At 55.1% G+C, this 15,040-nt stretch carries 16 protein-coding genes and 1 other annotated feature; of the genes, 8 read left to right on the top strand and 8 right to left on the bottom strand.

From position 1 onward, the window contains the following. Positions 1–4: 4 nt before the first annotated feature. A complete protein-coding gene (locus ACR8BF_RS14335) occupies positions 5–883 on the top strand; it encodes a metal ABC transporter substrate-binding protein (protein ID WP_434745162.1) in 879 nt (292 codons plus the stop codon). A gap of 45 nt (positions 884–928) precedes the next feature. On the opposite strand, the gene ykgO is transcribed toward ACR8BF_RS14335, so the two are convergent. From ykgO to ACR8BF_RS14315, 4 genes are all read right to left on the bottom strand, one after another. Continuing rightward, the gene (gene ykgO, locus ACR8BF_RS14330; RefSeq protein WP_179896699.1) at positions 929–1,069 is read right to left on the bottom strand and encodes a type B 50S ribosomal protein L36; all 141 of its coding nucleotides are present in this window, start codon (positions 1,067–1,069) and stop codon (positions 929–931) included. Between the two features lie 11 nt (positions 1,070–1,080). Then, positions 1,081–1,335 (bottom strand): type B 50S ribosomal protein L31, encoded by a 255-nt coding sequence (locus ACR8BF_RS14325; RefSeq protein WP_136196485.1) that lies wholly within the window; start codon positions 1,333–1,335, stop codon positions 1,081–1,083. Between the two features lie 161 nt (positions 1,336–1,496). Then, on the bottom strand, positions 1,497–4,652 hold the full coding sequence (locus ACR8BF_RS14320; RefSeq protein ID WP_179896697.1) for an efflux RND transporter permease subunit: 3,156 nt from the start codon (positions 4,650–4,652) through the stop codon (positions 1,497–1,499). A 16-nt stretch (positions 4,653–4,668) separates the two neighbouring features. Continuing rightward, on the bottom strand, positions 4,669–5,862 hold the full coding sequence (locus ACR8BF_RS14315) for an efflux RND transporter periplasmic adaptor subunit (protein ID WP_179896695.1): 1,194 nt from the start codon (positions 5,860–5,862) through the stop codon (positions 4,669–4,671). 142 nt (positions 5,863–6,004) lie between these two features. On the opposite strand from ACR8BF_RS14315, the gene acrR reads away from it, so the two are divergent. After that, positions 6,005–6,643: a multidrug efflux transporter transcriptional repressor AcrR gene (gene acrR, locus ACR8BF_RS14310; protein ID WP_292989715.1), complete on the top strand. Its 639-nt coding sequence runs from the start codon at positions 6,005–6,007 to the stop codon at positions 6,641–6,643. Here the strand turns inward: acrR and rsmS are convergent. The 3 genes from rsmS to priC are packed head-to-tail and all read right to left on the bottom strand — an operon-like array spanning position 6,640 to position 7,634. Further along, positions 6,640–6,792: a pleiotropic regulatory protein RsmS gene (rsmS, locus tag ACR8BF_RS14305; RefSeq protein ID WP_434745161.1), complete on the bottom strand. Its 153-nt coding sequence runs from the start codon at positions 6,790–6,792 to the stop codon at positions 6,640–6,642. The genes acrR and rsmS overlap by 4 nt on opposite strands. An 8-nt stretch (positions 6,793–6,800) precedes the next feature. Further along, the gene (locus ACR8BF_RS14300) at positions 6,801–7,046 is read right to left on the bottom strand and encodes a hypothetical protein (protein ID WP_314985084.1); all 246 of its coding nucleotides are present in this window, start codon (positions 7,044–7,046) and stop codon (positions 6,801–6,803) included. Positions 7,047–7,103: 57 nt separating this feature from the next. After that, entirely contained in the window at positions 7,104–7,634 is a 531-nt protein-coding gene (gene priC, locus ACR8BF_RS14295; protein ID WP_179896686.1) for a primosomal replication protein PriC, read from the bottom strand. A gap of 57 nt (positions 7,635–7,691) precedes the next feature. Between priC and ACR8BF_RS14290 the strand changes: the two genes are divergently transcribed. From ACR8BF_RS14290 to htpG, 6 genes are all read left to right on the top strand, one after another. After that, the gene (locus tag ACR8BF_RS14290) at positions 7,692–8,081 is read left to right on the top strand and encodes a DUF454 family protein (RefSeq protein WP_179896684.1); all 390 of its coding nucleotides are present in this window, start codon (positions 7,692–7,694) and stop codon (positions 8,079–8,081) included. Between the two features lie 144 nt (positions 8,082–8,225). Beyond that, positions 8,226–8,777, top strand: a complete 552-nt coding sequence (gene apt, locus ACR8BF_RS14285; RefSeq protein WP_179896681.1) for an adenine phosphoribosyltransferase — start codon at positions 8,226–8,228, stop codon at positions 8,775–8,777. 157 nt (positions 8,778–8,934) lie between these two features. Continuing rightward, positions 8,935–11,019 (top strand): DNA polymerase III subunit gamma/tau, encoded by a 2,085-nt coding sequence (gene dnaX / locus ACR8BF_RS14280; protein WP_179896679.1) that lies wholly within the window; start codon positions 8,935–8,937, stop codon positions 11,017–11,019. After that, positions 10,361–10,422: a sequence feature (DnaX frameshifting element), on the top strand. (Overlaps the previous gene by 62 nt.) 55 nt (positions 11,020–11,074) lie before the next feature. Next, the gene (locus tag ACR8BF_RS14275; RefSeq protein WP_003850423.1) at positions 11,075–11,407 is read left to right on the top strand and encodes a YbaB/EbfC family nucleoid-associated protein; all 333 of its coding nucleotides are present in this window, start codon (positions 11,075–11,077) and stop codon (positions 11,405–11,407) included. Further along, positions 11,407–12,012, top strand: a complete 606-nt coding sequence (gene recR, locus ACR8BF_RS14270; RefSeq protein WP_136198751.1) for a recombination mediator RecR — start codon at positions 11,407–11,409, stop codon at positions 12,010–12,012. The genes ACR8BF_RS14275 and recR overlap by 1 nt, the downstream gene beginning before the upstream one ends. A gap of 97 nt (positions 12,013–12,109) precedes the next feature. Next, positions 12,110–13,984, top strand: a complete 1,875-nt coding sequence (htpG, locus tag ACR8BF_RS14265) for a molecular chaperone HtpG (protein WP_292989735.1) — start codon at positions 12,110–12,112, stop codon at positions 13,982–13,984. A gap of 56 nt (positions 13,985–14,040) precedes the next feature. Here htpG and ACR8BF_RS14260 read toward each other — a convergent pair whose 3' ends face one another. Next, complete coding sequence (locus ACR8BF_RS14260; RefSeq protein ID WP_179896675.1) at positions 14,041–14,910, bottom strand: LysR substrate-binding domain-containing protein; 870 nt, start codon at positions 14,908–14,910, stop codon at positions 14,041–14,043. Positions 14,911–15,040: the final 130 nt, after the last annotated feature.

Genomic DNA, 15,040 nt, shown 5'->3' with positions numbered 1-15,040 from the left:
ATCTATGAAAAAATTACCGGTTAGCCTGGCGCTCGCTGCGCTGTTTGCCACGCCACTGGCGATGGCAAAAACGGTCGATGTTGTGGCCAGTTTTACCGTGCTGGCAGACATCGTTAAACAGGTCGGCGGCGATCATGTCAACGTAAAAAGTCTGGTGGGTCCGAATGGCGATCCCCACACGTTTGAACCAACGCCCCAGGATAGCCAGGCGCTGGCGAAGGCCGATCTGGTATTTGTTAGCGGGCTTGGGCTTGAAGGATGGATGGATCGGTTAGTCAGCGCGTCGGGGTATCGCGGCGAGCCTGTGGTCGCTTCAACGGGCGTGGCCACCCGCAGCATGGACGAGGATGGCAAAACCGTTACCGATCCTCACGCCTGGAACAGCATGCAGAACGGCGTTATTTACACGACCAATGTGATGAATGCGCTGGTTAAAGCTGACCCGGAGGATGCGCCAGCAATCCGTCAGCGCGGGCAGAATTACATACAGCAACTTCAGGCGCTGGATAGCTGGGCAAAAACGGCCTTTGATGCTGTGCCTGCAGACAAGCGTAAAGTGCTGACCAGTCACGATGCGTTTGGATACTTTGGACAGCGCTATGGCGTGACGTTTCTGGCGCCAGTCGGGTTCTCTACGGAAGCGGAAGCGAGTGCCAGTAACGTGGGTAGCTTAATCAACCAGCTGAAGCAGCAGCACATTAACCGCTATTTCATTGAGAATCAGACCGACCCGCGCCTGGTGAAGCAGATTGCCAGTGCCACCGGCGCCGAGCCGGGTGGTGAGCTTTATCCGGAAGCGTTATCCACCGCCTCTGGCCCGGCGGCGACCTATCAGGCCGCTTTTAAACACAACGTGAATGCGATGCTGAAGAGCATGCGCTAAGCATAAAAAAGGCCGGGCAAGCCCGGCCAGTCATCACGACACAAACTAGCGTTTATTCTTTCTTCCCTGTACGGCTTTAAAGCGTGGATTCGTTTTACAGATGACGTAAATCCGGCCCTTGCGGCGCACCACTTTACAGTCCCGATGACGACGTTTTGCTGAACGCAGCGAGCTTAATACCTGCATGACTCTCTCCCTTATTTACGGCCAAGAAAGCGCCCGAAACGCTGATTAAAGCGCGCGGTGCTGCCCTCTTTAGCAAAGTCTTTCTGTTTACCGGTGTAGAAAACGTGTGAAGCTGACGACACATCCAGGGTGACGTAGGGCAGCGTTTCGCCTTCGAACTCCACGGTACGATCGGTTTTGATGGTGGATCCAATTTTGAACCAGACATCCGCTGATGTGTCATGGAAGACCACGTGACGATAATGAGGATGGATATTCGCTTTCATAATACGCGCCTATGTAATGTTATAATATTACATTATTATGCGCCGCACCTTTCGGGATTGCAACTGCCGCAGCGCTGGTTCAGGTGAAGTGGCAGGCGAGAAGGAGGGGGGAATGGCAGGCAAAAAAAAGGCCGCTTGCGCGGCCTCAGATGATTTACAGCTTAGTGAGTCTGGTCAGATTCAACCGGATGACCGTTCGCTGATTCTTCTTTTTTCTTGCCAAAGCGGCGGCGCACCACCACAAAGAACACAGGAACGAAGAAGATTGCCAGGATGGTCGCGGTAACCATACCACCGATTACGCCTGTGCCTACCGCGTTCTGCGAACCGGAGCCAGCACCGGTACTGATCGCCAGCGGCAGTACCCCGAGGATAAACGCCAGTGACGTCATCAGGATAGGACGCAGACGCATACGGCACGCTTCCAGCGCGGCCTCAATCAGCCCTTTGCCTTCTTTATCCATCAAATCTTTAGCAAATTCGACAATAAGGATGGCGTTCTTGGTTGAGAGGCCGATGGTTGTCAGTAACCCCACCACGAAGTAGACGTCATTACTCAGGCCACGCAGTGTGGTGAAGAGCAGCGCACCAATAACCCCGAGCGGAACGACCAGCATGACCGAGAAGGGAATCGACCAGCTCTCGTACAGTGCGGCGAGACACAGGAAGACCACAATCAGCGAGATGGCATAGAGCGCTGGAGCCTGGTTGCCCGACAGGCGTTCCTGATAGGACATGCCTGTCCAGTCATAGCCGATACCGGCAGGTAGTTTCGCCGCCAGCTCTTCCATCAGGTCCATTGCCGCACCTGAACTTTTACCTGGCGCAGCCTGTCCCAGGATTTCCATCGCAGGCAAGCCGTTGTATCGCTCAAGACGTGGTGAACCGTACTGCCATTTCGCCGTAGAGAAGGAAGAGAAGGGCACCATGGTTCCGCTGCTGTTACGCACGTACCATTTGCCAATGTCGTCCGGCAGCATGCGTGAATCCGCTTTACCCATGACGTAAACTTTCTTCACGCGACCACGGTCAATGAAGTCATTGACGTAGGATCCACCCCAGGAGGCGGCCAGCGTGGTATTGATGTCACTCAGTGACACACCCAGCGCCTGTGCTTTTTCCTGATCGATCATCAGCTTGTACTGCGGTGTATCTTCCATACCGTTCGGGCGCACGCCAACCAGCGTATCAGGATGCTGGGCAATCATGCCGAACAGCTGATTACGCGCTTCCGTCAGCTTATCGTGGCCAAGGTTATTCTGGTCGATCAGTTCAAAGTCGAAGCCGGTCGCGTTACCCAGTTCGATAATGGCTGGCAGGTTGAAAGGAATAACCATGGCATCTTTGATTGCGCCCAGCGCCTGCATGGCACGGCCAGCAATCGCCGGAACCTTCATGTCGGCACCGGTACGCTCATCCCACGGCTTGAGACTGACGAAGGCGATACCGGTGTTCTGTCCACGACCGGCAAAGCCAAAGCCGTTAACGGTGAACACCGATTTGACCGAGTCTTTCTCCTGCGTCAGGAAGTAATCCGTCACCTGATCCAGGACTTTCTGAGTACGTTCCTGGGTTGCACCAGCAGGCAGCTGCGCCTGAGCCAGCAGCAGACCCTGATCCTCTTCCGGTAAGAAGGAAGAGGGCAGGCGCATAAACAGAAACGCCATACCGACCACGATCACCAGGTAGATCACCATATAGCGACCGGTGCTGCGAACCATGTGACCCACACCATCCACATAGTGGTTAGTGCTTTTGTCGAACATACGGTTGAACCAGCCGAAGAAACCGGTGGTTTTACCGTGCTCGCCTTTTTTAATCGGCTTGAGCATGGTGGCACAGAGTGCCGGCGTCAGAATAAAGGCGACCAGCACCGATAGCGCCATGGCCGACACGATAGTGATGGAGAACTGACGGTAAATAACACCGGTCGACCCCCCAAAGAACGCCATTGGAATAAATACGGCGGCCAGCACCAGCGCGATACCGACCAGTGCGCCCTGGATCTGCTCCATGGAACGTTTGGTCGCTTCTTTTGGCGGTAATCCTTCTTCCGCCATCACGCGCTCAACGTTCTCGACCACCACGATGGCATCATCCACCAGCAAGCCGATGGCCAGCACCATCCCGAACATCGTCAGGGTGTTTATCGAATAACCAAACGCACCGATAACGGCAAACGTACCCAGCAACACCACGGGTACCGCGATGGTCGGAATAAGCGTGGCGCGGAAGTTCTGCAGAAACAGGTACATGACCAGGAACACCAGCACAATCGCTTCGATCAGCGTTTTCACTACTTCGAAAATCGAGATCTTAACGAACGGCGTGGTGTCATAGGGATAGACCACTTTCAATCCGTCCGGGAAGGTCGGCTGCAATTTGGCCAGTTCTTCTTTCACCGCATTGGCGGTATCCAGCGCATTCGCACCGGTGGCCAGCTTGATACCGATACCGGACGCAGGCTTGCCATTATAACGGGCAACGATCTCGTAGTTTTCTGCGCCGAGTTCAATCCTTGCCACATCACGCAGACGAACCTGAGAACCATCTTCGTTCACTTTGAGCAGGATTTTGCCGAACTCATCCGTTGAGGTCAGACGGGTTTGCGCAATGATCGAGGCGTTGAGCTGCTGTCCCGGCACCGGAGGCGTACCCCCTAACTGACCGGCAGCGACCTGGGTGTTCTGGGTGTTCAGCGCACTGATCACATCAACCGGCGTCAGGTTGTAGTTGTTCAGCTTGTGCGGATCCATCCAGATACGCATCGCGTACTGCGCACCAAATACCTGGGTATCACCCACACCTTTGGTTCGGCTGATGGGATCTTTGATAGATGACGAAATGAAATCAGAAATATCATTCTGCGTCATATTGACATCGTCGCTGATGAAGCCCGCAACCATCAGGAAGCTACTGGAGGATTTTTTGACCTGAATCCCCTGTTGCTGTACTTCCTGCGGCAGCAGCGGCGTGGCCAGCTGCAGTTTGTTCTGCACCTGAACCTGCGCGATGTCCGCATCTGTGCCTGACTCAAAGGAGATTGTCAGCGTCAGCGTGCCGGAGGAGTCGCTGCTCGAGGACATATACATCAGTCCATCGATACCGTTCATGTTCTGCTCAATAACCTGAGTTACTGAGTCCTGCAGCGTTTTGGCATCCGCACCAGGGTAGGTGGCCTGAATCTCAATCGCCGGCGGCGCAACATTGGGATATTGCTCGATCGGAAGTTTGAGAATCGATAGCGCACCAACCAACATGATGATGATGGCGAGCACCCACGCAAAGATGGGGCGATCGATAAAGAACTTAGCCATGAATCAACGGCTCCTGTTATGACGATGACTTGTCAGACTGCGGCTTTGAACCGGGTGCCGCTTTCGCATCGTCTGAGACTTCTTGTGGGGTAACCTGTGCGCCCGGCTTGGCTCGCTGCAGACCCGTGCTGATTACACGCTCACCCGCTTTAACGCCGTCGGTGACTAACCATTTGTCGCCAATCGCCTGAGAGGTTGTGACCTGACGCGCTTCCACTTTGTTGTCTGCACCTACCACCATGACTGTTGCCTGACCGGTTGGGGTCCGGGCTACCGCCTGCTGCGGAACCAGCAATGCATTTGGATTGGTGCCTTCATCCAGACGCGCGCGAACAAACATGCCCGGTAAGAGAGCATGGTTCGGGTTCGGGACAATGGCGCGCAGGGTGATAGAACCGGTGGTCTCATCGACAGTGACGTCAGAGAACTCCAGCGTACCTGTCTGTGGATAGCTGCTGCCGTTCTGCATCAGCAGGGTCACATTGGCTTTGCCATCGTTCTGCTTCAGCTGACCCGACTCCAGTTCTGAACGTAAGCGCATGAAATCTTCGCTCGACTGGGTAACGTCGACATACATTGGATCCAGTTGCTGCACGGTAGCCAGCGCGGTGGTTTGAGCGTTTTGTACCAGCGCACCTTCCGTTACAGAAGATTTGCCAATGCGGCCACTGATAGGCGAGGTAACTTTGGTGTAAGCCAGATTAATGCGGGCTGTTTCCACATTGGCTTTTGCAACCTGAACGGCGGCATCGTTTTGCGCCGCAGTGGCAACGGCAGTGTCGTAATCCTGCTGACTGATATATTTAGTACCGAGTAACGGCTTATAACGTTTGACGGTCAGTTGAGCGATTCGTGCATTAGCCTGCGCCTGAGTTAAATCACCTTTGGCGCTGTCATAGGCGGCCTGATAAGTAGCAGGATCGATCTGATAAAGAGACTGACCTGCTTTGACATCACTGCCTTCAATAAAATTACGTTTCAGAATGATACCGGAAACCTGCGGACGGACTTCGGCAACACGATATGCCGAGGTGCGGCCAGGTAATTCAGTCGAGATTTTCAGGGGTTCAGTTTTCAGTGTGACAACCCCCACTGCTGGCGGTTGCTGGGCGGCTTGTTCGGATTTATTGTTGTCACATCCTGTTAACAAAAAGCTGCCTGATAGCATCAGGACGGCCGCCAGAGGCGATAATCCTCTGATTTTATTCATAAATAAACCTCTAGTGTCCGATATCAAATGGTCAATGGATCACAAACTGAAAAACCCATTGCTGTGGCAAGTCGCAGGTCATGCTATGGTACATACATTCACAAATGTATGTAAACTTACCTGTTTGTAAAAAAAGCCCACTATGGCACGAAAAACCAAAGCGCAAGCACTTGAAACACGACATCAAATTCTTGATGCCGCTATTGTTCTGTTTTCACAGCAAGGTGTCTCAGCCACTTCTCTGGCAGAGATTGCAACCGCAGCCAGCGTTACGCGTGGGGCTATCTACTGGCATTTCAAAAATAAAGCCGATGTATTACATGAAATATGGCTTCGTTGCGATGCTGGTCTGGACGATGTGGAACTTGAGTATCAGACAAAATACCCTGGCGATCCACTCTCTGTGTTGCGCGCAATGCTGGTCTATATCTTTGATGCGACTGCAAAGGATCCCCAACGCCGCGCGTTGATGGAGATCATTTTCCATAAATGCGAATTTGTAGGCGAAATGTCGGCCCTGAAGAATATTCAGCAGAGCTTACTCCTGGAATGCTACGACAAAATTGAAGATGTCCTGCGTCAGTGTATTGAAGCCGGGCAACTTCCGGGCAGTCTCAGCACGCGTCAGGCCGCTCTTATCCTGCGTGGTTACGTCAACGGTATGATGGAAAGCTGGTTGTTTGCGCCAGACAGTTTTGATTTAGCTGCTGACGCGCCGATTCTGACCAATGCTTTTATTGATATGCTGCGCCTCAGTCCGACGCTGACGGCGCGGTGCTAAGCCTGCTGACGATCGCGCTTGTTCTCGTAATCGCGCTGCACCATAGCCAGCGCGGAGAGCACGGTTTCCACCGGGAGTTGATGCTCTTCCAGTAGCTGAATCAGATCAACAGCCAGCTTCACGTCGTCAGGGGCGTTTTCCAGTGACATCTTTTCTCCTAAATACGTAATCGGGCTGCGACCAGCAGCATCAGTAAGGCGCCGAGAATCGCCATGCCCAGCGCGCCGATATGTAGCGTTGCCAGCGTGCCCAGTTCAAAATAGGTGGCGATATAACCGCCAATCAGTGCGCCGATTATCGACAGCGTCAGGGTCGCCATCAGGCCGCCGGGTCGTCCCGGCATCAGCAAACGCTTAAGCAACCCCAGCAGTAGCCCGCATATCAGCCAGCTCAGTAAGCCCATTTTTCATCTCCGCGCAGAATTACACCCAGTATAGAAGCGCTTTTGTCACGGTACGCTTTATTCGCTGTGCTCGCCACCGCGCAATGAAGAGGCCCATTCGACAGAACGAATTGCCTGCCGACAGCGCGCCAGTCTTCCCTCTAACGTTTCCAAATCCTGCTTAAGCTGACGCTGGACCGCCAGCGTCCCGGCCAGCGCCAGCCGCTGCTCACGCTGATCAATCATCGCCAGTAAACGCCGCTCAAACTCCCGGTACTCCTGATATTTTGAAGCGCGTGGGTTCTTAACGGGCTGTTCGCGTCGGGTACGCAGCTGCTGGGTACTCGCCTCCCGTTGCAGGGCGGCAATCTGATCGACCAGACGTTCAGCCAGCCAGGCCGAGCGGGCCAGATCGTCACTGTTATCGCACAGCCGGGCGAAATTTTGTTCTACTTCCAGCAGGTAATCCGCCAGTCGCGTGCCCTTGGTGTGAAACAGCTGCGTGTCAAAGCGTGGCAGGCGACAAACCCCATCAGAATGGCGGGCAATCTCCTGACGCAGGTCGACAAGGAGCTGTTGCAGGCGCTGTTGCACGGCGTTCGCACTCATTGCATGGTGCCCGGTTGTGCTAACGTAAGCGGATGAGGAAAGAGCTGGACGGGATTCATGCAACGCATTCTGTTATTAACCCTCGGCTGGCTGGCCATTGTGCTGGGGACGCTGGGCATTGTATTACCTTTATTACCTACCACGCCATTCATGCTGCTGGCGGCCTGGTGTTTTGCCCGTTCATCGCCGCGTTTCCATCACTGGCTGCTGTGGAAATCGCCATTTGGCCGTTATCTGCGCCACTGGCAACAGCATCGCGCAATGCCGCCGGGAGCCAAAGTACGCGCTATCTGCCTGATAGTCGCCTCTTTTACGCTTTCACTTTTCCTGGTGCATCAGCTCTGGGTCCGCATCATGTTGCTCATCATGCTGGCTGCGCTACTGCTGTTTATGTGGCGTATTCCGGTGGTGGCAGAAGCAGCGGACGCACCGAAGTCGCCGCGATAAAGTTGCATTTAGCCGGTCATTTGCTTAGATTTGGGCGTCTTCGTGCGTGGCTTCCCTTTGTGAATTGACTTCCGCTGAGCCTTTTACCAGGTATTAGCGCTTTTGAAGCTGCGCGAAACAGAATTTTTTACCAGGCGTATCATTATGACCGACACTGCGCAGCAGCTTGAATTCATTAAAAACAGCATTAAAAGTATTCCCGATTATCCTAAGCCAGGCATCCTGTTCCGCGATGTCACCAGCCTGCTGGAAGATCCCAAAGCCTATGCCGCGTCTATAGCGCTGCTGGTTGAGCGTTACCGTAATAAAGGCATCACTAAAGTGGTGGGTACGGAAGCGCGTGGTTTCCTGTTTGGTGCACCGGTGGCATTAGGTCTTGGCGTCGGTTTTGTTCCGGTGCGTAAGCCCGGCAAACTGCCGCGTGAGGTCTACAGCGAATCCTATGAGCTGGAATATGGCACCGATAAACTGGAATTGCACAAAGATGCCATCCAGCCAGGCGACCTGGTGCTGGTGGTTGATGACCTGCTGGCGACCGGCGGAACCATTGAAGCGACGGTTAAACTGATTCGTCGTGCAGGCGGTGAAGTGAAAGACGCAGCCTTCATTATTAACCTGTTCGATCTGACCGGTGAATCGCGTCTCAGTGCCCTGGGCATTGAGAGCTACAGCCTGGTCAAATTCCCCGGCCACTAAGCCACGCTTTCGGCCTTGCCAACCGGCGAGGCCGTCACGCCTTCGGCGTCAAGATAACGAGTGCCAGCCAAAAGCGTAGCTGATAGACTACTGCAATCTTATACAGGGGTTGCAGAGCGTCTGCGCTCATCTTTCCATCCAACTTCGTCGAACCCACATGAGCTATCAGGTACTTGCGCGAAAATGGCGTCCCCAGGCTTTTGCTGATGTTGTCGGTCAGGAACATGTTCTGACGGCGCTGGCGAATGGATTGTCTCTGGGACGCATCCATCATGCTTATCTCTTCTCCGGCACCCGCGGCGTAGGGAAAACCACCATTGCGCGTCTGCTGGCCAAAGGCCTTAACTGTGAAACCGGTATCACCGCCACGCCCTGTGGTCAGTGTGATAATTGCCGTGAGATCGAGCAGGGCCGCTTTGTCGATTTGATTGAAATTGACGCCGCATCGCGTACCAAAGTTGAAGATACCCGCGATCTGCTCGACAACGTGCAGTACGCGCCGGCGCGTGGCCGCTTCAAGGTCTATCTGATCGATGAAGTGCACATGCTGTCACGTCACAGCTTCAATGCGCTGTTGAAGACGCTGGAAGAACCCCCTTCACACGTTAAATTCCTGCTGGCGACCACCGATCCGCAGAAACTACCCGTGACCATTCTTTCGCGTTGCCTGCAGTTCCACCTCAAAGCGCTGGATGTTGACCAAATCCGTCAGCAGCTTGAGCATGTTCTGAAGCAGGAACAGATTGAGAGTGAAACCCGGGCGCTGCAGCTTCTGGCACGGGCCGCCGATGGCAGTATGCGCGATGCGCTGAGCCTGACCGATCAGGCCATTGCTATGGGGCAGGGGGCTGTGACCAGCAGTACGGTCAGCATCATGCTCGGCACACTGGATGATGAACAGCCGCTTGGGCTACTGGAAGCGCTGGTGGACGGCGACGGTCAGCAGGTGATGAACCTGCTGAGCCAGGCCGCCTCTCGCGGGGTGGAATGGGAGGCGCTGCTGGTCGAGATGCTGCGCCTGCTGCACCAGATCGCAATGGTGCAGCTGCTGCCAGCTTCGCTCAACGACGACGATGAGAGCAACGCCCTGCGGCTGCGGGAACTGGCACGCGTGGTACCGCCTGCCGATCTGCAACTCTATTACCAGACGCTGTTGATGGGCCGCAAGGATCTGCCTATTGCGCCCGATCGCCGCATGGGTGTAGAAATGACATTGCTGCGCGCACTGGCGTTTCATCCTAAAGCTGATGTGGCTGAACCCATTGCACGTCCTGTGTTAACTCAGCAGATGGCACCTGTCATTCCGGCGCAGACCTCACCGGCAGCCTCAGCGCCTTCGCCGGGTGCACGAAACATGGCAGCACAGCCAGCCACATCGTCACCTGCAGCCGCGATGCCGTCTCAGACAACGTCGTCCGTGGCTCAGCAGCCGACGCCTGCGCCGCAACAGCCGGTTGCCGCTCAGCCGCAGATGGCCGCGCCCGATGCCGCTCAGCAGCCTGCGCCGCCGCCGGATGCAGCACATGATGCGCCACTCTCAAGTTCCACCAGTCAGCTCCTGCAGGCGCGCACTCAGCTGTTGCGTCAGGGAGCGAACAAGCCAAAAAAGAGTGAGCCGGCAGCGCCAGGTGCGCGGCCGGCCAACTCCGCGCTGGAGCGTCTGGCCTCGGTCACCGAGCGCAGTCAGCAGCGTATCCGCGATCGCGAGCCTGCCGCCCCGGTAAAAGAGGAAGCGTACCGCTGGAAAGCGGTCAATCAGACGGTCGTAGTGGCGGAGCCGGTCGCGACGCCTAAGGCCTTGCGTTCCGCACTGGAGCATGAGAAAACCCCTGAGCTGGCGGCGCGTCTGGCGGAAGAAGCACAGCAGCGCGATCCGTGGGCCGCAGAGATTGCAACACTGCCGCTGCCGAAACTGGTGCAGCAGCTGGCGTTGAATGCCTGGAAAGAGACCACCGAAAATGGGGTCTGTCTGCATTTACGCAGTAGCCAGCGTCACCTTAATTCACCCTCGGCGCAGCAGGTGTTAAGTGATGCGCTGAGTGATCGTGCCGGGCAGAAAGTTGAACTCTCTGTCGTTGAAGACGATAATTCATCGGTGTTGACGCCACTGGAGTGGCGTCAGGCCATTTACGAAGAGAAACTGGCGCAGGCGCGTCAGTCGATCACCTGTGATACCCACATCCAGACGCTGCAGCGATTTTTTGATGCCGATCTGGATGAGGAGAGTATCCGACCTGTTTGAACACGCTGCTGCTATCGTAATGATAGCGTTGTAGCCTTAGCTGAGAGAGAAAACTATGTTTGGTGGTAAAGGCGGATTGGGTAACCTGATGAAACAGGCCCAGCAGATGCAGGACAAAATGGCCAAGGTGCAGGAAGAGATCGCCGCGATTGAAGTGACCGGTGAATCGGGTGCTGGCCTGGTGAAAGTCACCATTAACGGCGCGCACAACTGCCGTCGTGTGGAAGTCGATCCCAGCCTGCTGGAAGATGACAAAGATATGCTGGAAGATTTAATTGCCGCGGCGTTCAACGATGCGGCACGTCGCATTGATGAAACCCAGAAAGAGAAGATGGCGTCTGTCTCCTCAGGCATGCAGCTGCCACCAGGCTTTAAGATGCCGTTCTGATGCAAACCAGTCCACTGCTTGAATCATTGATGGAGTCGCTGCGCTGTCTGCCTGGCGTTGGGCCAAAATCGGCGCAGCGCATGGCTTTTCAGCTGCTGCAGCGCGATCGCAGCGGTGGCATGCGGCTGGCACAGGCACTGACGCGGGCGATGTCGGAGATCGGACACTGTTCTGATTGCCGGACATTTACCGAGCAGGAAATTTGCACCATCTGCGCCAATCCACGGCGTCAACAGAATGGTCAAATCTGCGTGGTTGAAAGCCCGGCAGATATCCACGCCATTGAGCAAACCGGCCAGTTTGGCGGTCGCTACTTTGTGCTGATGGGACATCTCTCGCCGCTCGACGGCATCGGTCCGGCTGATATTGGCCTGGATCGTCTGGAGCAGCGTCTGGAGAGTGAAAACCTGCAGGAAGTGATCCTCGCCACCAACCCGACGGTGGAAGGTGAGGCAACCGCGAACTACATTGCTGAGCTCTGTGGTCAGTATGGCGTCGACGCCAGCCGTATCGCACACGGCGTGCCGGTAGGCGGAGAGCTGGAGATGGTGGATGGCACCACGCTGTCTCACTCACTGGCGGGTCGCCAGAAGTTTAAATTTTAATCACTTGCCGGTGTTGTGAAAGACACCGGCTTGAAAATCCCCGCGTCATCCCCACATCAACCTCAACGTTTGTTCAACCTGTTTTGTTGAGGTAGCAATGACCATGAAAGGACAAGAGACCCGTGGCTTTCAGTCGGAAGTAAAACAACTTCTGCATCTGATGATCCATTCTCTCTATTCAAACAAAGAAATTTTCCTGCGTGAGCTGATCTCCAACGCCTCGGATGCCGCAGATAAACTGCGCTTCCGCGCCCTGTCAGATTCCAGCCTGTATGAAGGTGATGGCGAGCTACGTGTTCGTCTCTCTGTTGATAAGGACAACCGTACGCTGACGCTTAGCGACAATGGTATCGGTATGCGTCGCGATGAGGTCATTGAGAACCTCGGGACTATCGCCAAATCAGGCACCAAATCTTTCCTGGAATCCCTGGGCTCCGATCAGGCTAAAGATAGCCAGCTGATCGGTCAGTTCGGTGTGGGTTTCTACTCTGCCTTTATCGTGGCGGATAAAGTCACGGTGCGTACCCGTGCCGCTGGCGCATCAGCCGATGAGGGTGTGTTCTGGGAATCAGCGGGCGAGGGCGAATATACCCTGGCGGAGATTGAGAAAGCCGATCGCGGCACCGAGATCACACTGCATCTGCGCGAAGGCGAGGATGAGTTCCTGGACGCATGGCGCGTGCGCAGCATCATCAGCAAATATTCCGATCACATCGCGCTGCCGGTTGAGATCGAGAGCAAAGATGAAGAAGGCGAAGGCACTCACTGGGAGAAGATCAACAAAGCCCAGGCGCTGTGGACCCGCAATAAATCTGAGATCAGCGACGACGAGTACAACGAGTTCTACAAGCATATCGCCCATGACTACAGCGACCCGGTCGCCTGGAGCCACAATCGGGTGGAAGGTAAGCAGGAGTACACTAGCCTGCTCTACATTCCGGCGCGTGCGCCATTCGATATGTGGAACCGCGATCAGAAGCATGGCCTGAAACTCTACGTGCAGCGCGTCTTTATCATGGATGACGCTGAGCAGTTTATGCCGAACTACCTGCGCTTTGTGCGTGGCCTGATTGACTCCAACGATCTGCCGCTGAACGTCTCCCGCGAGATCCTGCAGGATAGCCGTGTGACCCAGAGCCTGCGTGCTGCGCTGACTAAGCGTACTCTGCAGATGCTGGAAAGACTGGCGAAAGAGGACAACGAGAAATACCAGACTTTCTGGAATGAATTCGGTCTGGTGCTGAAAGAAGGTCCGGCGGAAGATCATGCCAACCAGGAAACGATCGCTAAGCTGCTGCGCTTCGCCACCACCCAGAGTGACGGTTCGGCACAGACTATTTCGCTGGAAGACTACGTCAGCCGCATGGTGGAAGGTCAGGAGAAGATTTACTACATCACGGCTGACAGCTATGCCGCCGCGAAGAGCAGCCCGCATCTGGAGCTGTTCCGCAAGAAAGGTATTGAGGTGCTGCTGCTCTCCGATCGTATCGACGAATGGATGATGAGCTACCTGACCGAGTTCGATGGTAAAACCTTCCAGTCGGTCAGCAAAGCAGATGACTCGCTGAGCAAGCTGGCGGATGAAGAGACCGAAGAGCAGAAAGAGGCGGAAAAAGCGCTGGAGCCTTTTGTTGAGCGTGTGAAAAATCTGCTGGGCGAACGCGTGAAAGAGGTGCGTCTGACGCATCGTCTGACCGACACGCCAGCGATTGTGACGACCGATGCCAACGAGATGACCACGCAGATGGCGAAGCTGTTTGCGGCGGCCGGACAGGAAGTGCCGGAAGTGAAGTACCTGTTTGAAATCAACCCGGATCACCCGCTGGTGAAACGTGTTGCGGATACGCAGGATGAAGCACGCTTCGGTGAGTGGATTGAGCTGCTGCTGGATCAGGCGTTGCTGGCAGAACGCGGTACGCTGGACGATCCTAACCAGTTTATCCGTCGCATGAACCAGCTGCTGACCGCATAACGGCAACAGGCCAGATGCAGTCATCAAAATCAAGCCGGTGATCATCACCGGCTTTTTTATGGCTGTCCGGCATCCCGCAGCCAGGCACGAAACACACTAATCTCTGTATCCTGACGCCGGCTCTGCTTCGTCATCATCCAGGTCGCCCGCTCGACGCGGACAAAGCCAAGCGGCGCAAGCAGCGTGCCATCCTCCAGCTCTTTGCGAACCAGTAAACGCGGCGCCATCAGAACGCCAAGACCGCTTCGTGCGGCCTGAATGCCCAGCGTCAGCGTTTCAAAATGCTTGCCACCGTTTAAACGGCCACTGTGCCCGGTTTTTGCCGCCCACTCTGACCATGCATGCAGTCGGGTATCCGCATGCAGCAAGGTCATCCTTGCCAGATCATTGCCGACACGTAACTGCGAGGCCAGATGCGGCGCGCAGAGCGGCCCAATCTCATCCTCGCTCACCAGGGTCGCGTCGATATCCGGTTCAGGTGGATCGCCGTGACTGAGGATCAGCACATCCACATGTTCGCTGCGAAGTTGCGAGATCGGTGCCAGCGGCAGAAAGTGAACCTCAATCTCCGGATAGCACTGATAAAAGCTGGCGATGCGAGGAATGAGCCATTGAGATAAAAAGCTGGGGGCACAGGAAATCCGAATCTGCTGAAGCAGGCCGGTGCGAATGTTCTCGCAGCTGCTGCGTAACTCACTAAAGGCCTGCTGACAGCTCACCAGCAGGTGATCGCCGTGTGAAGTCAGTTTCACGCGTCCATTGCTGCGGACAAAAAGCGGTTTGCCCATCCAGCTTTCCAGTTGGCGAATCTGGTGGCTGATAGCGCTGTGCGTGACATGCAGATGTTCGGCCGCCACACTAAAGCTGCTGTGTAAGGCTGCCTGGTGAAAATAGTGCAGCGCTCTCAGTGGCGGCAGTCCGTTCATCCTTATCCCCTGTGCAAAAATCTCACAGCGATTGTCAATTTATATCATTTCAAAGTCCAGCCGCATTGACCTACTCTGTAGGGCAAATTATGGCGGGTTGACTCAGCCTTATATCTGTGATTTCACTCGG

Source organism: Candidatus Pantoea rara (assembly GCF_051136265.1).
In the GTDB taxonomy this organism is placed as follows: domain Bacteria; phylum Pseudomonadota; class Gammaproteobacteria; order Enterobacterales; family Enterobacteriaceae; genus Pantoea; species Pantoea rara.
The sequence above is the reverse complement of the archived record's forward strand: the minus strand, read 5'-3'. Positions and strand labels throughout refer to the sequence as shown.